Source organism: Paenarthrobacter sp. 10L420 (genome assembly GCF_056395385.1).
This window is the reverse complement of the sequence record NZ_JBFTJK010000024.1, coordinates 15,994-34,252: the sequence shown is the minus strand read 5'-3', so window position 1 is coordinate 34,252 and position 18,259 is coordinate 15,994. Positions and strand designations below refer to the sequence as shown.

Annotated in this window: 16 protein-coding genes and 1 pseudogene; 9 read left to right on the top strand and 8 right to left on the bottom strand. The window is 59.3% G+C overall.

Going from position 1 to position 18,259, the window contains the following annotated elements; translation table 11 throughout:
* The first annotated feature begins 49 nt into the window (after window positions 1–49).
* Window positions 50–1,486, top strand: a complete 1,437-nt coding sequence (locus tag AC1DD5_RS22775; RefSeq protein ID WP_477516062.1) for an ABC transporter substrate-binding protein — start codon at window positions 50–52, stop codon at window positions 1,484–1,486.
* A gap of 120 nt (window positions 1,487–1,606) precedes the next feature.
* The gene (locus AC1DD5_RS22770) at window positions 1,607–1,885 is read left to right on the top strand and encodes a LacI family DNA-binding transcriptional regulator (protein WP_477516061.1); all 279 of its coding nucleotides are present in this window, start codon (window positions 1,607–1,609) and stop codon (window positions 1,883–1,885) included.
* Here the strand turns inward: AC1DD5_RS22770 and AC1DD5_RS22765 are convergent.
* Together AC1DD5_RS22765 and AC1DD5_RS22760 are read right to left on the bottom strand one after the other, a co-directional pair.
* Window positions 1,872–2,084, bottom strand: a pseudogene (locus tag AC1DD5_RS22765) (integrase core domain-containing protein); the annotation flags it as partial. The gene AC1DD5_RS22770 and the pseudogene AC1DD5_RS22765 overlap by 14 nt on opposite strands.
* A 195-nt stretch (window positions 2,085–2,279) precedes the next feature.
* A complete protein-coding gene (locus tag AC1DD5_RS22760; protein ID WP_477516060.1) occupies window positions 2,280–2,435 on the bottom strand; it encodes a hypothetical protein in 156 nt (51 codons plus the stop codon).
* On the opposite strand from AC1DD5_RS22760, the gene AC1DD5_RS22755 reads away from it, so the two are divergent.
* Window positions 2,425–2,712 (top strand): hypothetical protein, encoded by a 288-nt coding sequence (locus AC1DD5_RS22755; protein WP_416416320.1) that lies wholly within the window; start codon window positions 2,425–2,427, stop codon window positions 2,710–2,712. The genes AC1DD5_RS22760 and AC1DD5_RS22755 overlap by 11 nt on opposite strands.
* 239 nt (window positions 2,713–2,951) lie before the next feature.
* On the opposite strand, the gene AC1DD5_RS22750 is transcribed toward AC1DD5_RS22755, so the two are convergent.
* The 5 genes from AC1DD5_RS22750 to AC1DD5_RS22730 form a co-directional block, all read right to left on the bottom strand.
* Window positions 2,952–3,206: a hypothetical protein gene (locus AC1DD5_RS22750; protein WP_477516059.1), complete on the bottom strand. Its 255-nt coding sequence runs from the start codon at window positions 3,204–3,206 to the stop codon at window positions 2,952–2,954.
* A gap of 205 nt (window positions 3,207–3,411) precedes the next feature.
* On the bottom strand, window positions 3,412–5,772 hold the full coding sequence (locus AC1DD5_RS22745; RefSeq protein WP_477516058.1) for a N,N-dimethylformamidase beta subunit family domain-containing protein: 2,361 nt from the start codon (window positions 5,770–5,772) through the stop codon (window positions 3,412–3,414).
* 3 nt (window positions 5,773–5,775) lie between these two features.
* On the bottom strand, window positions 5,776–6,204 hold the full coding sequence (locus AC1DD5_RS22740; RefSeq protein ID WP_477516057.1) for a N,N-dimethylformamidase alpha subunit family protein: 429 nt from the start codon (window positions 6,202–6,204) through the stop codon (window positions 5,776–5,778).
* A gap of 282 nt (window positions 6,205–6,486) precedes the next feature.
* Entirely contained in the window at window positions 6,487–7,893 is a 1,407-nt protein-coding gene (locus AC1DD5_RS22735) for an APC family permease (RefSeq protein ID WP_477516056.1), read from the bottom strand.
* 125 nt (window positions 7,894–8,018) lie between these two features.
* Window positions 8,019–8,828: a N,N-dimethylformamidase beta subunit family domain-containing protein gene (locus AC1DD5_RS22730; RefSeq protein WP_477516055.1), complete on the bottom strand. Its 810-nt coding sequence runs from the start codon at window positions 8,826–8,828 to the stop codon at window positions 8,019–8,021.
* Between the two features lie 688 nt (window positions 8,829–9,516).
* Here AC1DD5_RS22730 and AC1DD5_RS22725 point away from each other — a divergent pair.
* The 6 genes from AC1DD5_RS22725 (at window position 9,517) to AC1DD5_RS22700 (ending at window position 16,827) form a co-directional block, all read left to right on the top strand.
* Window positions 9,517–10,515: a helix-turn-helix transcriptional regulator gene (locus tag AC1DD5_RS22725; protein WP_477516054.1), complete on the top strand. Its 999-nt coding sequence runs from the start codon at window positions 9,517–9,519 to the stop codon at window positions 10,513–10,515.
* Between the two features lie 106 nt (window positions 10,516–10,621).
* On the top strand, window positions 10,622–11,221 hold the full coding sequence (locus tag AC1DD5_RS22720; RefSeq protein ID WP_477516053.1) for a recombinase family protein: 600 nt from the start codon (window positions 10,622–10,624) through the stop codon (window positions 11,219–11,221).
* A 1,038-nt stretch (window positions 11,222–12,259) separates the two neighbouring features.
* Window positions 12,260–13,291 (top strand): DUF4192 domain-containing protein, encoded by a 1,032-nt coding sequence (locus AC1DD5_RS22715; protein ID WP_477516052.1) that lies wholly within the window; start codon window positions 12,260–12,262, stop codon window positions 13,289–13,291.
* A gap of 434 nt (window positions 13,292–13,725) precedes the next feature.
* Complete coding sequence (locus AC1DD5_RS22710; protein ID WP_477516051.1) at window positions 13,726–14,982, top strand: ABC transporter substrate-binding protein; 1,257 nt, start codon at window positions 13,726–13,728, stop codon at window positions 14,980–14,982.
* A 145-nt stretch (window positions 14,983–15,127) separates the two neighbouring features.
* Entirely contained in the window at window positions 15,128–15,970 is an 843-nt protein-coding gene (locus AC1DD5_RS22705; RefSeq protein ID WP_477516050.1) for a carbohydrate ABC transporter permease, read from the top strand.
* Window positions 15,967–16,827: a carbohydrate ABC transporter permease gene (locus AC1DD5_RS22700; protein WP_477516049.1), complete on the top strand. Its 861-nt coding sequence runs from the start codon at window positions 15,967–15,969 to the stop codon at window positions 16,825–16,827. Before AC1DD5_RS22705 ends, AC1DD5_RS22700 begins: the two co-directional genes overlap by 4 nt.
* 836 nt (window positions 16,828–17,663) lie before the next feature.
* On the opposite strand, the gene AC1DD5_RS22695 is transcribed toward AC1DD5_RS22700, so the two are convergent.
* Entirely contained in the window at window positions 17,664–18,116 is a 453-nt protein-coding gene (locus tag AC1DD5_RS22695) for a VOC family protein (RefSeq protein WP_477516048.1), read from the bottom strand.
* Window positions 18,117–18,259 lie beyond the last annotated feature (143 nt).

Genomic DNA, 18,259 nt, shown 5'->3' with positions numbered 1-18,259 from the left:
CCCACCCGCTCACCCGCTCCACCCCCCAACCCAATCAAGGAAGATTGCAATGTCACAGTCCAAACGCCTCGTGCGACCCAAGGCGCTCGTCGCCGCGGTCGGCACAATCGCAGCAGCAGCGCTCGTACTGACCGGATGCTCGGCCGGATCCAGCTCCGACGACAAGGTCACCATCACCCTCTCCGGCCCGAACCAGTTCACCGACCAGACCAACACCTTCGGTCCGGCCTGGGACAAGCTGATCACGCAGTTCGAGAAGGACAACCCGAACATCACCATCAAGACCAACGTGCTGCCACTCTCGTCGTTCGGCACCACGCTGAGCACGCAGCTCACCGCGGGCACCGCGCCCGAGCTGATCTTCAACCAGCCGGCGCCCAAGCCGGACCAAGTGATGAACCTCGACAAGTACCTCGCCGAGAAGAACCCGTTCGACCCGAACTCGAAGACCTGGCTCGACGGGTTCGACAAGAACTACTTCGGTGACGCTCAGCGCGATGGAACCGGGCACCACACCTGGGTGCCGTTCAACCTCGTTACCGTCGGCATCTTCTACAACAACGACATCCTGAAGAAGGTGGGCATCTCCCCCTCGCAGCTGTCTACCTTCGACGGATTCACTAAGGCGTGCACCACGCTGAAGGAGGCGGGCATCGACCCGCTGGCCACCGACAAGGGCACGCTGGCCTCCATGTGGGCGACCACCGCGATCCAGTCGACCATGCTCGACCCGCTGGCGGACAAGATCAACGTCTTCGGAGGCGACGGCAACGCGGGTACCGCGAATCCTCTGGCCACGAAGAGCCTCGCGAAGGGAATCCTAGACGGCTCGCTCGACGTGAGCACCGACCCGGCCGTTGCCGACTCGGTCAAGATCATCAAGAAGTGGTACGACGCCTGCGCGACGCCGAACTGGTCGGGCATCCCCGCGGCCGGCGCCTTCACCGGCAGCACGGCCTTCCCCGGTGGCAAGGCCGCCATGGCGTGGGGCACCAACTTCTCGGCCGCCGGGCTCTCCACGGTGAAGTTCGCCTGGAGCACCGTGCCATTCCCGACCATCTCGACTAAGGACTCGAAGTACGCTTCTGGCGCGCCGGCATCGTTTGGAACGGGAGCAGGTGGCACCTCGTACATGATTCCCGCGTACATCAAGGGTGCGAAGCTGGATGCGGCGATCAAGTTCCTCCAGTACGTGTCGAGCCCGAAGATTGAGAACTGGCTCGCGGAGACTGGAAGCATCCCGGCTATCACCAGCGCCAAGGCTCCGACGACAATCGAGGCACTCACGTCCAAAGAGTGGTCCGCACCGGCAAAGATGAGTAACGGCGCGCTGCTGACGCCAGCGGCCCAAACGGGGCAGAACTTGCTTACTGGCTACCTGATCGGTTCTAAGACGCTCGATGAGTACCTGGCCGCGCAGCAGGCGTCGAACGTCACCTGGGCACACGAGCAGGTCACCAACAACAAATGGACAGACGTGGGCTAGCCCCGATCTGCCCTGCAGGCTCTGGAAGGCGGGCGACGATCGCGTACCACCGCGAAAGTCGCCCGTCCTCCGGGTCTTGGGACAGCTCTACTCTCTCGACCCGGATTGCGAGGATATCTGGTGGTGAGTATCCGCGATGTCGCGCAGCATGCCGATGTACCTATAGGTACGGTCTCGAACTACATGAATGCGCCGCACCGCGTTGCTCCGGAGACACAGAAGCGCATCGAGAAGGCGATAAACGACCTCGGTTACCTCCGGAACGAGGCCGCTGGGAGTAGCGAGGTAGCGTCCGAGCTCGGCCCCGTTGCTCGGCGTGAAAGACGCCGGGCTCACTCAATAGGAAAAGGATGGGGACTGCCCCCGCTCTTGTTGACTCGGGGTCTTAGGCCGCTTTGAGCGCGGTCCGGTTGATTGTTTCATATTCGATGGGCGTGAGTTTTCCCAGCCGTCGTTGCCGTCGCCGGCGGTGGTAAGTCCGCTCAATCCAGGTCGTGATGGCCAGCCTGAGTTCTTGCCCGGTGAGCCAGCGCTGGCGGTCCAGGACGTTCTTCTGCAGCAGCGAAAAGAACGACTCCATCGCGGCGTTGTCCGCACATTATCCGGCTAATGATCCGGGATGCCGGGGATTGGCCGGTTAAGGGTTTCAGCTTTTTCGGGTGGTTAGCTTCCGGAGTTGTTCTTCGTGTCGCCGCACGGTTGTGGCGAGGGTGTCGAGTGCGGCGTGGAGGGTGGCGATCTCGTCGGTGAGGACGGTGAGCGTGCCGCTGACGGCGGCGGCGCGGTGACGGTTCTACTCGATGACGGCCCGGATTACCGGGTCCCAGTAGATGGTGGTGCGGCCCAGGCCGGTTTGGGCGGCAACGGCGGTGAATGTCACTGCCTGTCCATTCCGGAGGAGCTCGGCGCAGGCGCGCTCGACGCTGTCGAGGGTGCTCGTGTTCGTCATCCTGCGGTGTGGCCTCGTTGATCAGTTTGTCGAGTCGTGTGATGAGTTGTTTGTGTCGTTCGGCTTCGGCGATCCAGCCTCGTTGTTCGGCGTCGCGGGCGAGTGCGTCTGCGTCAACGCGTTGGGCGGCAAGGATCGGCAAGTCGGTGGCGGGATCGTGGAAGCGAGCCTGCCCGATGGTTCCGGTGCATGGGTGAGGTTCGACGACGGGCGCGGCCGCCTCCTGTTGATGCAAGAGGACGGCTACTCCTTGTGCAGCAAGAATCAAGCCAAATGAAAGATTTGGGGTGGTCACCACCTCAAATGTGGCGCTTCGGAATGCTGGCCACGCGTCCACACGTTTGGGTGTTCTGTACACAGTCAGAGGCCCAAATGGCTTCTGACCTGCCGAAACCCTGTGTCTGAGGTGGACTCGAACCGCATCCCGGCCCCTGCAAACACCGGGAACCCGCGAAGACACAGGAAATCCGGCCCAGTCTGGCGGCGGCACAGACCTCGCGCGGAACGACCGGTCGCCTACTTCTGCACTTTCTGGGAGCGCTTGGTTCTGCTGTCGAGGTCTCGTGCCATGGTGATGCCAGAAGGGATTTCGCTGCTTAGGTTCACGGTGTACAGCCCAGGTTCATGGCGGGTCACGAGTACGCCTTCCCAGCCGTCCCTTCTTGAGTGGGTGTGGGCCAATCTGACGGCGATGCTGATGCCATCGTCGATTTCTGTGGTGGTAAGCCCCGTGATGTGGAAATAGCGGTCGGCTTCTATTGTGGTGATCATTGAACTCCCCGGTGTCCATTTGGTAGTCGCCTCTGACGTTGATGCCGGAGGTCCGCCTCACTGTGGGATGGCTGGCAAGCTCAGTCGGGAAAGAAAGATGGACGGTGTCATGCCCACCTGAGGGCGGCCCACTCGAAGAATGGACCGCCCTCTGGCTTCGCTATATTGGCCTCTCGGGGCAGCTGGTTTCTTTCTGATTAGCGATTCAGCTGCCGACTACTTGAACTGTTTGTGTTTCATTGAGAGTTACCTCAAGTGGCTGGGCTTGACGGAACCGCCTTAGGACGTTTCCTGTCATCTTGGCGATGTTGTTGTCGTAGTTGTTATGGGAGAGAGACGCCGTGTAGGCGATCGAACCGACTGAGAAGAAACCTCCGCCTCCTTCCAACGGGCAGTAGACGATGTCCGATCGGACGCCTGGTTGCTCGGTAGCGCCGATGCCGGGAATGGATTCGTACACTTCTTCTGCGGCCAGCAGGTAAGCGTCCGACAGTGGACCTGATGTTGCAAGGACCAGTGTTCCGGGGGGCGAGCCGAGGCCGGGCTGGTAGCAGTCGACTTCGGCGCCGGCAGCGCCGCCTCCCATGATGCCGAACTCGCCTATGCGCTCGTCTTCACCGATTCCGTCGAAAATGAATGCTGCTGCTGGGTTGTGGCTGTCTTCGAGTCGTTCGTAGTAGGTGCAGCGGTCAAAGCCCTGCGCGGCGAATCCCACTCCGGCGAGTTTCTGAGGCGGCAGGCCTTTGTTCCTCCAAATGCCAGCGAGTTCACCCGAAGTCGCGTGGCGTTTGTCTCCGTACGGGGACTGGTGGGGGCGTGTGCCACCGTCGGAGCGTCGGAGTTCCATCAGGTGTGGCTGGTCGGGGTCGAAGGAGACGGTGGCGTAGAAGCCGTTGCCGCCCAGATACATCAGTCTTCCGCCGTTGGAGGTGAATTCCTCCAAGGCGGTCAGTTCGTTGCGTGTGACGTACTCGGGGTGGCTGCCGGTGATGACTACCCGGTAGTCGCTGAGAAGGCTGTAGCCTTCGCGATCGAGGTCTTCATCAGTGATTGCGTCATAGGCGCAGTTCTCGGTTTCGAGCCAGTGGACGATGCACAGGTCTGCGGGCAGCCCCCATACACCTTCGGCTTGGAACCACGCCCGGTGTTTGGGCTGGAGGGTCAGGATGGGTTTGCGGACGCTGCCGAAGACAACTCCGGATCCATCGTTGTGGATTTCATAGCAGGAGCGGCCGAATTCAGGGTGATCCTGGAGGGTGAGGTCTTCGCGGTCCAGGATGGGAGTTCGGCTGACGATGATCTCTGCGCCGTCGGCCTCGAAGGCAATCCGGTCGTTGGCGTAGGCCAGGTATGTCGCTGTGGAGAACAGCACGGCGACATCGTTCTTCTTTTCCCCTGCCCGCACGAAAAAGGGAAGGTACTGCTCTGCGCCCTCGGCGGTGAGTTTGGCTGCGTATACGCCGCTTGGCAGGGTGTGAGGCACGTCGAGTGTGAAAGCTGTCGGCCAGTCGGCGTCGGTGATGTCGTCGTCGTGGAAGTGAATTGCGTCGTATTCATCGGGGGCAAGTCTGAAGTCGTCCACCAGTCCCGTGAAGGAGTTTCCTGCGACGGCTCGGGTTGGTGCGTTGTGGCACGTTCCGTGGAGTTGGTTTGGTGATTCGTCGATGACGTCCCACAGGAGCAGTCGGTCGTCCCGGCGGCTGCGTCCAAAGTGCCAGTCAGCAATGGTCTCGGTTCGGGTGGGCGTGCTTCGTTGAATGGAGACGTCGCCGATCTTGCCATTGAAGCCGTTTGCAGCGAGGAATCGTTCGCCGTCCAGCCTCGCTCCAGCGCCGATTCGGAACGGGACCGCAGGTGCGGTGGCTGCCGGGGTGGCGTCTGCGACCTTGTCTTCGGCTTCCAAGGCCAGTGCCTGGTCGGTGTACCGGTTCATGATGTTGGACAACGGTGCCTGAGTCAGATGGATCTGGCCTGCCGCCGTGTCCACCTCGACCCGAAGGCTGAACCAATGGTGGCCTTCCAAGGGCCTCTCGAGAGCCAGTGACTTCATGGTGCCCTGTTCGCTCCAGAGGAAGGTGGGCCGGCCAGCGTCCAGAACAAGCGCGTAGCCCCTCGAGGACTCGTCGTCCCAGTTACCCAGAATGACCTGCCGGTCACTTCCTCCTCCGAATGAGTTCTGAGTGACGTGGTAAGCGCCGTAGTTACCGGAGCGAGAGCTTAGGGGCAACGTGGGGTACACCTTCGCCTTGATGACCAATCCGTTCGGGTCTGTCATCAGCGAGGATGGGTCTGGCACCTCGACGTAGGATCCGGGCTGGCAGGCGTACTGCGTGCCCTGCTTTTCACCATCGAATTCCGAGGAAATGGGAGTTTCCAGGAATCCAGGTCCTGCCTCGCCGGTGAAACCGTGCCGCAGACGGACAAGTGAGGCTTGGTACGCGGAGGGGCCCTCGCAGCTGACGTGGAAGGATATGCTTTCACCTGGGCGGGCGGCAAAACGGTCGGTGTACCCGAAGATTTTCGGTTCGACGCGGGTCTCGGATGCGGGTGCGGTTTCGGCAGTCATGGTTCAGCTCTCCAAAAAGTTCTTGCGACGCAGCGCGAACACTGCGCGCAACGCGTTTTCATAGGTGTGGAAGGTTGAGGGCAGGAGGACCAGGTTTCCGGGTGCTCCCACAGTGATCCTGCCGATTCCCCACGGACCGTTGGGACCGAGGTTCAAGATGATTTCTTTGCCGTTGACTGAGGAGTTGCCCAGGGCCCGCACGACGCGTGCGGTCTTGTCGTCGTGAGGTCCCAGCGGGAAGCGGTCGTACGCAGCGGAGACTTCATCCGTGAAGTCGCGGCGAAGCCGGGAGGAGAACCGTTGTTCAAAAATGCTCATGAGTTCGGATGAGCGGTCCGCGCTGGTACGCATCAGTTCGCTCCCCTCCGGCAACAATTTGCTTGGCCACTTGGTGGACTGGTCCGCGGATTCAAGAGAGGTTCTCGCTTTCATTCTGAGATGGGATTGCTGTGGAGCGGGCTGGTTCCGGGAACTCCCCCGTCACCTGCGCTGAAGCGTTGTGTCTTGTAGGTAACTTCAACGGTATGACCGGGGCGACGGGAAAAATATCGGTAGTTTTGCGTACGAGGCCTCCTATTGGAGGGTGGAGCCCTCTCCCGTCGGGGACCTTGGGGCAAGAAGCTTCCTGACATGCCTCGAAGGCACCGGGCGCTGCCAAGGCGGCAGGTCCGGTGTTTTCGCCCGGTCGGTGTACGGCAAGTGTCGTGTGGCGGTCTAGAGACCGTCCTCTGTTTCGAGGGTGCGGCCGGTGCGCTTCAGAATGAGGGCGACGATCGTTCCTATGATCAGCCAGGAGATGCCAATAATTTTGGCCAGGATGTTGGTGCTGTAGAGGGCGTATCCGAGCACGGCAATGCCAAGGATGGGTGAGATCCAGTGCATGAAGTACTTCTTGCTGGACTGCCGAATGCCAAAGTGGATGATCACGCTGATGTGCAGCAGGATGTAGGCCGTGAGGGCTCCGAAGGTCACCATCGTCACGATGAGTTCGATTTGACCGACGGCCAGCACACCGATGACGGCGGTGAGAATCGTCACGACGATCATTGCAGCGGCGGGAACTTTGTGTTTCTGGGTGACCACTGCCAGACGTCGGGGTAGCTGCCCGTCACGGGCCATGGCGAAGATCATCTTCGAGGTCGTGGCATGGGAAACCAGCACATTGGCAAAAAGCGCTATAAGGGCCGTAATCAAAGTGAAGACGATCTTGAACCAGGGCGCCACCACAGTTTCGCTGATGTAGTAGAAGGCGTTGTTCACAGCATCACCGTCGGCGAAAGGTTCGTTGTTCGGAACGAAGAGAGCCGCGAAATACACCTGCGCGACAAACATTGCGATGACTAGCCAGAGCACGATCATGGTCGCTTTCGAGACCGCTTTTCCGCCGCCTTTGGCTTCTTCGTTGAGCGTCGAGATCGCATCAAAGCCGATATAGCTAAGGGCAGCGACCGGGATGGCCGTGAACACGAGCTCCCAGGAGAAGAATTCAGGCTGATAGAAGGGTGCGAGGGTGAACTGCGCCCGCCCCTGGGTGATCGCTATCAAGGCTCCGCCAACGAACACGACGAGCGCTGCACCTTGAATGATCAAAAAGATCATGTTCATCCGTGCTGTAACGACGATTCCGCGGAGATTGATGAAGGCCACTGCGGCGATAAAGCCAATGACCCAGACCCAGCCTGGAACTTCAGGCATGAGTGCTCCCATGGCGGATGCCGCGAGGATACACAGCAGCGCCGGCAGGAGGAGGTAGTCAAGGAGGATTGCCCATCCAGAAAGGAAGCCAACGAATTTGCTGGTGCCCAGGCGGACGTAGGAGTAGACGGACCCTGCGACGGGGTACTCCTTGGCCATCTCCTTATAGCTGACGGCGCTGAAAAACATGGCGATACCGGCAACCAGGTAAACCAATGCGGCCATGCCGTGGGAGAAGTTGAAGATGGTGCCGAAAACGGCCACGGGGGCCAGCGGCACCATGAAGATGAGCCCGTAGACGACAACGTCCGTCAGGGTCATGGTGCGATTGAGCTCTTGCTTGTAGCCAAGAGCACCTAGTTTTTGCTGTTCGACGTCGTTGATCCCGGCGTCGGTGGCCGGGTTGGCGTGACTGTCAGTTTTCATGGGCTATCTGTGCCTCTCGGAAGAAATCCTAGCCGTGAATTCGGCTCAGCGGATTCTGTAGGTGGATCGTTGGGATGAGCGATCGATGGGCGCTCTGTGCTGTGATGCGGCCTCGTGGGCGGAGGTCAGTGGGACCCGGGCTGAGTTTGTTGGAGGGGGTCACCTGGTTCCGTTGCGGGTGAGACGACAAAGGGAACGAATTCCTCGACGTTTGAGGCCTTTAGGCGGACGGCGTAGAACCCTGCCTGCAGTGTTTGCGGGACGGGGAGAACGATCCGCGATTTCCATCTCGCTGGATCTGACCGTCTTTCGAGCAGGTGGATGGCACCGTAGCTCTCCGGTGTTGTTCCGGGGTCGCCGGCTTGGCTGCCGCGGTGGCCAGGAACGGCTCTGATTGGGGCGTTAACGCAGTGGGCGTGGAAGGAGCCGACGATATCCGGGATCTGGTCTGTGTGGAGTCCATCCGCGGAAAGCTCTTGAGAGAAATCCCATGCTGCCACGAGGTCCGGGGCGTTTAGTCGTCGGGCGTGTAGTCCCCACAGATCAGTTGCATGCGTAGATTTTGCACTCACGTAGGGTGATTCGATCGTTCCCTTGAAGGACTCTTCCGCGGCCGTCCACCCTGAGACGTACTTGGCACTGGTGCCAAGCATTATCGGAACGGCTGGCAGTTGCTCGAGCCTGCAATGACCGGTTGTTGTTTGGCTGCCGCCAGGCTCCTCATGGGCTGACGAGGTGCAGGCCCTCAGGAGGATAGCGCCGAGACCAGACGTGAGGTCATACGATGCGGCGACTTCGTACCAGCGGCCAGCGTGCAGTTCTTCAGGAAGGCTGAGTTCAAACGTGGCCTGACCGTCCCCGACCAGAAGCGTCAGCCTGCGCTTCTGCAGGAAGAGCCCAATGCCGCTGTTACTGCTTGCATCCCAGGCGGTCACAACACCTTGCAAGGAAGCCCCGGGCTCGTCTGGTCGTATTAGTGCTCCCAAGGTGACACCAGGCGCTCCGGTCAGCGCACCTTCGCTGTCTGGAACCTCCAGAAACGGACGGAGACACGTTGCGTGGACCCCCCGCTCAGTGGTCATGTCGATAGTGCTCGTCACTGGCGTGGTTTCCAGCAAAGGAATCGCCGCCTCCCCGCTGTACCTTTCAACACGCAGTAACTGAGTCCGAAAGCTGGATGTTCCTCGGCACACGATAGTGAAGCAGATGTCCTCCAGCGGCCTGACTTTGAAGCGGTCCGCCTGCCCATGGATTTCAAGGGCGGACATTGGTGGACCTCTCCGGGCTGGTGGCGTCGCGCGCCCCGTTTTTGCCGTTGCAGCGGCCCGACGGCATTGCTCGGCCAAGCGGGCAACTCTGCCCGCACCTGGTGTGGGGTTCAGGACGTTTTGGTTCATTGCCTGTCACTTTGTACTCTTTCACGACTGAGGGTGACGCTCATCACTCCGTACAATCAAGCCTAGGAATACAGAGATCCCAGCAACATCGGTATTTGTACGTACGCGGTGACAAAGCCTAGCGGCGTTGGCCCCCAACAGATGCCCGTCAGGTCAGCTGTAAAGGAGACGGCCGTATAATTAGCGCATACCCGGAGGACAGGATCCTCCCGTCTTGGAGGCCTTCATGGTCAGCGGAAAGTCCCAAATTTTGCTTAAGGCAGCTTTCGCTGCTGGCGCAGCCCAATACCAGCGCGACGGCGCCGACGAGATCCTGCATATTCTTGCCGACGGAACCAGACATGACGCCGCAGCCCTGATTTTCTGGAACCGTGCACTGTCCAAACACGACGTGCTGGCCAACGATGGCTACAAGCCAGAAACCCTCACCGCACTGGGTGATCCTTACGCGTCAACCAAAGCCCATCGGAAGCTGCTTAAGCTGCACCAACCGCTACGCATCGATGATCTGAAGTACAACTACCGTGAAACGCAGCTGTACCAGACCGCGCTGGCGCCCGCAGGTTTCGCGGATGGCATGAGTGCCTGTCTTATCTCCGGCGACGGCCAATACGCGGGAATGCTCCACCTTTCCGCCTCTCACTTCCACAACTTCGACGATGATGCCCGCGACCTTATTGGCGCGCTGTCCCCGATCGTCGCAGAGCTGTGCCGAAGGCAATCGTCCGGCTACCCAATTCTGCGACTTCGCGAAGACTGTAGAGCAGCGCTCTTTGATGGCCAAGATGCGCCCAGACCTGTAATTTCCAGGGAGATGAGCCCCGTCGTATTTGACCCCCACTTCAAGGACTTCGTCTCTCGCTTCCTGACCGGGCCGGCAGCCACAGTGTCCGGGCTTTGGACCTCCGAAAAGGGGACAGTAGCCCTGGAGATCACCCGCACCGCCGGGGTGGCATCAGGCAAGGGTGACGTCGCCTTGATCGTTGAGACTCCAATGGACCTTCCCTACGGACTGACAGCACGTGAAGCCGAGGTCACCGATCGCATTGCATGGGGGCGATCAAACCAACAGATCGCATCGGAACTCGGCATTTCCATCCGCACCGTCACTACCCACGTCGAGAACATCCTCGTGAAGATGGCCCAGGAATCTCGATCCGGTGTTGCTGCAGTAGCCATTAGCGCCGGCCTTCGAAGACTCGACTCACACATTACCCACCCGTGAGGATCATCTGACCGCCGCAGATCAGCGTATGCACGGAATCCGAGCCGTGAAGCAGACACTCAGCTCCAGTGAAGGGCTGTGGGTGCATGTCCCACTTCCTTAGAAAGTGGGGACACTAACGCAGGACACTCCCCCAGCTGCTCAGGGATCGAGAATCCATCTCGCTTCAAGTCCCGTTTGTTATTCCAAAACATACGCACCAATCGACCGTCACAGAGATAACTTTCGGTACGCTTCCAGCCTGGATATTGGATATGCGAGGGTCTCCACGGCCAAGCAAGACCTAGGCCGGCAGCTGGACGCCTTCGCGGCTACCGCCATCACCAAAGTCTTTGCCGACAAGAAGTCCGGAGCGACCAGGGACCGGCCCGGCCTTCGGGGTGTGCTGGATCACGCGAGAGAACGCGAGGTGATCGTGGTCCATACCTTGGACAGGTTGGGACGAACGGTCCGCGACACACTAAACCTCATGCCCGAACTCAAAGAGCGTGGGATAGGTGTGCGGACTCTGGCCGATCCACTGCACATCGACACCTCGGACCCTGACAGCTCGATGGCCCAACTGGGTGTGGTCATGCTCGCGCTCTTCGCCGAAATGGACCGAACCTACGCGGCAGAACGGGCTTCGCATGCCAGGGCAGCGGCAAGGCCAATGCGGATTGTCTCCTGGAATTGCTCGATGGCCTTCACAAGAAGCGCCATCTGATTGAGGATTTGCTTCCGGACGTTGTAATCCTTCAAGAAGTTTCGAAAAAGGACATCTGGGACCGTCCCATACCCGTTCGCGGCATGGGTGACCCACTGTTGAAGCAAACATCGCCGTGGGTGGGCCCGAAGAATGGTTGCGACACAGCGGTCACATGCCGTTGATCCTGAACATCGGCTAGGCCTCGAAGCACGAGTGCCAGATCTCCAGGCACCACGCCCCATGAGGCTAGGAATGGCGATGAATCTTCCGGTGAAAGCGGGATGAACGTTAGGCCTCGATGTCGCAGACAATGCACTCCTTGTCACATCGTCCAATGCCACGCAAAGGTCGTCAGTTGAAACACGGCTGCCGAGAAGCAAGCGGAACCCGGGCATACAGAGGCGCCCCGAGTGGGCAAGGCGCCAAACCCGCGGTCGTAGCAGTCCTAGTCGGTTCATCGATGTTCTTGTTGTTGACCGTAGGGCCATGCTCCCGTGATGGAGACCCAAGCCCGTCGAGAAGTGCCCTTAGCGAAGAGCCCGGCGCCGATAACGGCGCATATGTTGTCCTCTAGACGCGCCATGCAACCCGCATTTCTTGATCGCTCTGCTGTCCTAAAGGCACTTTGCCCGCTCGACGATGCTAATTGCCCAGGCAAAGGCTGATGCATCACCTCATGGATCGTTGTCGTGGGCAGTCGCGCAGACGGCTATCCCAGACCATGCCATAGATCCGCGCGACGAATTGGGGAGGCTGGGTCATGGCGTGGAGGGCACGTCCGCCCATAAAGGACCAGAAGCAACACCGCTGTTTGTCATTCTGATATTCCGATCATCGCTGGGCAGGCTCTCCGCGCAACCAGGGCGCTACGCGCCGGACCCGACCCGGAAACTTCGCTCGGCGCTCCTGCGTCGCTCCCATCCTCCCGAACTTTCCGTCCCTGCCCCGGTCCCCCAAGTTGCACTCCAGCCCCTACCCCAGCGCACAGGTCCCCTATCAGAACGGCCCACAGGACCAACGACCTCAAATGAAGACACAAGGGCAAGGAACAGGACAATGAATGAGCTCACCATCAAAGACCCAGCAGACCTACTCAGCTTTATCGGCCATACCCTGGGTTTCTGGCCGACGGAGAGCCTCGTCTGCATCACCCTGGACAAGAACAAAGTCGGCGCGACCCTCCGCATCGACCTCCCCCGCCAACCAGGAAACGAACTCGCCTACGCCCGCACCGTCAGCAGCTACCTGACCAGCGACACCACCGCGACTAGCATCGTCTTCGCCCTCTACACCTCAACCCAATCGGAGCCAGGACAGCCCAAACCGCACGCAGCAACCATCGCCGCGCTCACCGGAGTCCTCGCAGAGAATGGCGTCATGATCCGCGACGGGATCTTCGTCAGCGACGACACCTACTCCCCCTACGACGCCGAACCTGGCCAGGACATCAGCCTGCCGATCAGCACCACTGAATACAGCCGAGTCAATGCCGAATTCATCTACCGTGGCAGCACAATCGAACCCACCAACAAAATCGTGCTCCCAGCCCCTATCCAAGCAGCAGACCACGCCACCGCCGTCGAGGAACGCATGCAATCCGTCCGAACACAACCCCCTGACGAAGCCGCACGAGAAGCGAGCAGGCTCTGGATAAGGATGCTCGAATCAAAGGACTTCCCCAGTGACGAGGACTGCCTCAGCCTGATCGCCAGCTTCCAGTTCCCCCACATACGCGACCGGCTCATGACGGACATCCCCGGAATCGACGAACCACCCCAACACATCCTCTTCGCCCAAACCAATGCCGCACCACAATGGTCGCGCATCGAATGGGCCCAACAACTCCTCCTCCACGCCTACACCAGAACCAGTCCACAACACGCAGCGCCCATCCTCACCACCATCGGTTACATCAATTGGTGGCAGGGCCGAGGATCCAAAGCACACCAATACATGCAACTTGCCCTCGACACCGACCCCGGCTACCGCTTGGCACGCCTCAGCGACCAAATGCTCGGAGCCGGCATCATCGCCTGCTGGAACACCAACAAGGACACGGCCTACAAAACCAACCTCGATATGCCCTAGGGACTTTTAGATAGCGGCGTGGGATCTGGCCTGATCCAGAGGAGACGGCCGTGTCTGATGACCGGACCTGTGAGTGGCGGTCACATCTGAAGACTCATCGCGACGAGCGTGGGCGTGTATGAGCCAATGAGAGCCTGTCAGATCCGGGCAGGCCACTGATAGTGGCGTAGCGCCCTCTGTCGTCGTCGCGAAACTCGGAAGCTTTGACATCCATACCCAAATCTTCCTTGACAGACCGATGCTTGGGCTCTAAATTTAGTGCAACCGATCTCAGCAACCGATCTCACTGCTAATTTCGAAAAATGCAACCGATCTCAAAGGAGAGACTCGATGATCAAATCGGCTTCTCCCGCCCGTCGGCGTCCCGCATATAGCACGCCACGCTTGAGCACGGCATGCTCCCGCATCAGCAAACCCGTTCACAGGAGAAATTCATGATCAAAAAGCGATGGGGCTTGGCGCTCGTAACAGCCGTCGTAGCTGGCCTTGCCCTCAGTGGTTGCTCGCCTTCAGCGTCGGAACCCAAAGGGCCCGTGACGCTGAACTACTGGGACTTCCTCGATCCCAGTCAGGCTAATCCGCGTTCAAAGGCCCTAAAGGAAAACATTGCCAAGTTTGAGGCGGCCAACCCGGACATCAAGATCAACCTCTCCGTTGTTTCCCTTGGCGATATGCTGAACAGGCTGCCTCAGGCCGCGGCAGCAGGTCAGGCCCCTGATGTCTTCAAGATGTTCACGCCCGTAGTTCCCCAGATGGCGTCGGCCGGCGTTTACTCCCCGCTGCCTGACGCTGCATCGAAGGTGACTGACTGGCTGCGTCCGACCGACACCCTAGCGGGACCTGACGGCAAACCGGTGGCCGTGCCATACGAATACCGAACCTGTGCCCTTTACTACAACCAAAAGATCCTCAGCCAGATCGGCGCGAGCGTTCCCACCACCTACAACGAGGTCGTTGAAGTTGCTAAGAAGGCTGCTGCCGCTGGCTATACCGGCTTTGGGACCGGCTTCTCAGACACGGACAACTCGGCCATCATCAGCACTTTCTTCAACTGCTTCATGACGCAGGTTGACCAAGAAATCTGGAACAAAGATGGGCAGGCGGATTTCGCGACTGCGAAGGGCAACGAGTTTGGTGACTTCCTGGCCAAGCTCAGGGACGCAAAGGCTCTAGGTAGCAACGTCGTTTCTGACACGTACGGTACCGTGGCGGACGGCATGGCGAGCGGCACGGTCGCCATGGCAGTTTTGGGCACGGAACGAGCGGTTTCCTTTGGCTCGCAGAACAAGGACCTCAAATGGACGGCCCTGCCTAAAGCGAGTACCGGTGATACAACAGGTACCACCATTGGGTGGACTTTGGGCATAGGCAATGGCAGCAAGAACACCGAGGCCGCGTGGAAGTTTATCGAGTACATGACCGGGCCGGAAGCCGGTGCTCTGATGGCAACCGGCGGTGAGGTACCCACCCGTGCAGTCACATACCAGCAACCCTTCTTCTCCACTCCGGAGGCGAAGACCGTCAACGACATCGCCGCCTACGTCAAGACAAACAGCGAACCACGCACGTATTCCAACACATGGACCGCGCTTGCCACTGGCCTCTCCCAATCCGGGCAGAAGCTGACCCTCAACGGTTCATCAGGCAACGACTTTATCCGTTCCGCGCAGGATGCGGCCAACAAGAAGTAGTCGCTCGATATCAGGGGAGCCTGAGAAATCGGGCTCCCCTCGGAAAGAACAGATGATGTCAACAGAAAGCCCCACCCGCAGCCAGCGCAAGACCGCAATGCCCCCCGCAGGCACTCAAGCTTTTCGCCGTGTCCGTAGAGATCGAATGGTATGGCTCTACGTCGTCCCCGTCAGCGCCGTCTTCCTCTTTGTCTTTGTCGGACCGCTCATCTACACGGCGTGGACGGCCCTTCACGAGACGTCCTATTACCAGATCGGCAAATTCTCCGGTCTGAATTCCTTTGCACGACTGTTCTCAGATTCAGACCTGCCGAGCCGCATATGGACAACCTTGGTGTTCTCGCTCGGCGCCTTGGTTATCGCACTGCCGGCGGGACTTCTGTCTGCGATCGTCCTCAACAACCTTCACCGCTTCAAGCGTTCCGTCCGAAGCCTCTTCCTGCTGCCTTGGCTGATGTCCCAGGCAACTGCAGGAACAATCTGGCTTTGGTTCCTCAATCCAAATTACGGTCCTGCTTCTGCTATCACTAAATCCCTCGGATTCGGTCCTACCGATGTGTTCTCGTCGCCGACCAGTGCCCTTGTTGCAGTAACTCTGATGACGGCCTGGTGGTCCTACCCGCAAGCCATGCTCCTTTTCCTGGGCGCCCTTCAAACGATTCCTGAGGAGCTCCGCGAAAGCCTCAAAATGGACGGGGGCGGCATCTGGCACCAGTTTGTGAACATCACGCTGCCCTATTTGCGCAACACCATAGTCTCCGTCGTGGTGGTCCTTCTCATGCTCTACGTGCAGATGGTCACCATCATCCTGGTCACCACAAGAGGAGGCCCCATCGGGTCTACAGAGACGTTGTCTATGCGGGTCTACAACCAGATGTTCGACAAGTTCGATCTCTCCGGAGCCTCGGCAACGGCGATCCTGCTTTTCGCCGTCAACATCGTCCTCACCCTCGTGGCTATTCGCTTCCGACGAAAGGAAAGCCTGTGAGCACCACAACCCCCCGCCGCCAGCGACGCTTGGGCAGTTTCGTTCGGGCAATCCCGGCCTGGGCGTACATCATCCTCTCCGCCGCGGTCGTACTTCCGCCGATCGCATGGATCGTGTCCACGTCGCTTAAGACCGGTTCGGGCACCCTGGAATTCCCGCCAAGGTGGATACCAACCCCATTCTCTTCCGAAGGCTATGTTGGTCTCCTGACCTCGACCAACTTCCGCTTTTTCGCGAACTCTCTTATCTATGCTTGCGGTTCTATCGTTCTTGCCCTGCTAATTTGCATCCCCGCAGCGTATGTGGCCACGAGGTATCGGAGCCGCCGCATGGAAACTTTGATGACAGGGATTCTGGTCCTGTCCATGGTGCCGGCGATCGTGGTCTTTATCGCGCTGTACTCTATGTTTGTCAAAACCGCATTGATCAACACTTACCCCATGATGATCATCGTTTACACGGCAATCATCTGTGGACAAACCATCCTGTTTCTGCGCAATTTCATCGAGAACATACCCGTCGAAATCGAGGAAGCGGCAGCAATTGATGGCTGCTCCCGCATGCAAATCTTGTGGGGCATCATCCTTCCGCTCATCCGACCTGGTATCGCTGCCGTGGCCATCTTCATCTTCGTATTCGTTTGGAACGACTTCCTTGTGGGCACCGTCCTCGCCACCACAGAAGACATGAAGACCGTGCAGAACGGCATAGTGCGATACATAACTACCGGCTTCGGTAGCTTCTGGGGACTCTTCGCCGCATTCATCGTCGTTGCCTTCATCCCTGTCCTCTCAATCTTCCTGGCATTCCAGCGCTGGTTTGTGGCCGGCATGACCTCCGGTGGCGTCAAGGGGTAGCTGGAGCAACCGTCCAGCCGCAGTCTTCGACAACGCACAAAGCAGGCCCCGTGACCGCTTCCGACGGTTCACGGGGCCTCCCCGTGGGCACCACGGACGTCCTACTCCCTGAGTGTCCCCTCCAACAGGAGCGGAGGGCGCGCATTACCTTCGCTGTGCGGCCGGATGAACTGCTGGAGACCGGGCTTGTGGCCCACTGCAGCATAGTCACCCGATCGGATGCGTGAGACCGCTATTTTCCAGCACAATGGTTCCGGCGGTCCGTTCACTTCTGGGCTAAGGGTTCTCCCGCCGCTTCAGTTAGGCGCCGGACGGCTCGGCCACTGCCGGGTTGCCATACCGCCGTCGGGTTCAAGCCAAAAACGGGATAACGGAATCTCTCACGGTTATTTATGCCTTACGGCCTGCAGGCAAGCCCCTTAGACAAAAGTGTCGGCCCGCCCCGCCTGGGCAACTTGACCGCCGGTATGGAAGAAAACGTTTATCGGACGGTCGCCATATTTGCCGCAGATGGTCAGCCAGCGTGCGATCACTCAATTTGTCGGAGCTGGCCTGATCGGTGAGGGTCTCATGGCCACCGAGTCCGCCCTGGAGCGTAAGAATCTTGGCGGGCGGGCCAAACAGCTCTGGGACCTTCAGTCATGCTGGGTGTTGGAGCAACATATGCAGTGTGGGTGGGCAGGATGCAACCTGCCCACCCACAGCCTATCGATGTACTCAAGCTCAACTCATAGTTGACTGCCGGCCCAGCTTAAGCCGTACGCGCCCCGTACCCTGTCCCGAAACGAACTCTGTCGCGTTGGCTGGCTGAGTGCGTCATTCAGCGAGCGAGCCACTTATGAATCCTCGCTCGAGCGCCAGTCTGGCGACTGAATCAGCTCTACGCGATTTCCGTCAGGATCGAGAAGGTAAACCAGCCATCCGCCTGCAATGGGGCCTGAGGTCGGGGCAACGGGTTCGGATACCGCGCTGTAACCAAGCGCTGTCATCCTGGCGTAAACCTTTCGCACGTCAATACCTGTAAAGGCAAGGTGAGCCGTGCCCGGTTGTGCCTCTGATGGATTGACGGCCGGCAGTAGCGGCTCGGCATGGGCGAGTTCCAGTCGAAAGGATCCATCACTGGTAGCGAGAAGCATGGCTCTGACCTTAACGTCGGGACGGCCGTAGAGTTCGCCGATGTATGGTCCCGACGTCCACGCATCCAAACGCGCTAGTCCGAGGCCATCCACATAAAATCGCTCGCTCCGCTCCATATCCGTAACGTGCAGGGCAGTGTGATGATGTCGCATTAAGTGTCTCCTTGGTAGATCAGGGACTCGTCTCTGATTGCTGAATTGCCATTCAGGATGAGAGCAGCCCAAAAGCGTTGATGTTGGGTTGAGTGAGTCATGGGCACAGCGGCACGGGCGGCCAATGAGAGGCCCTGTCGGGT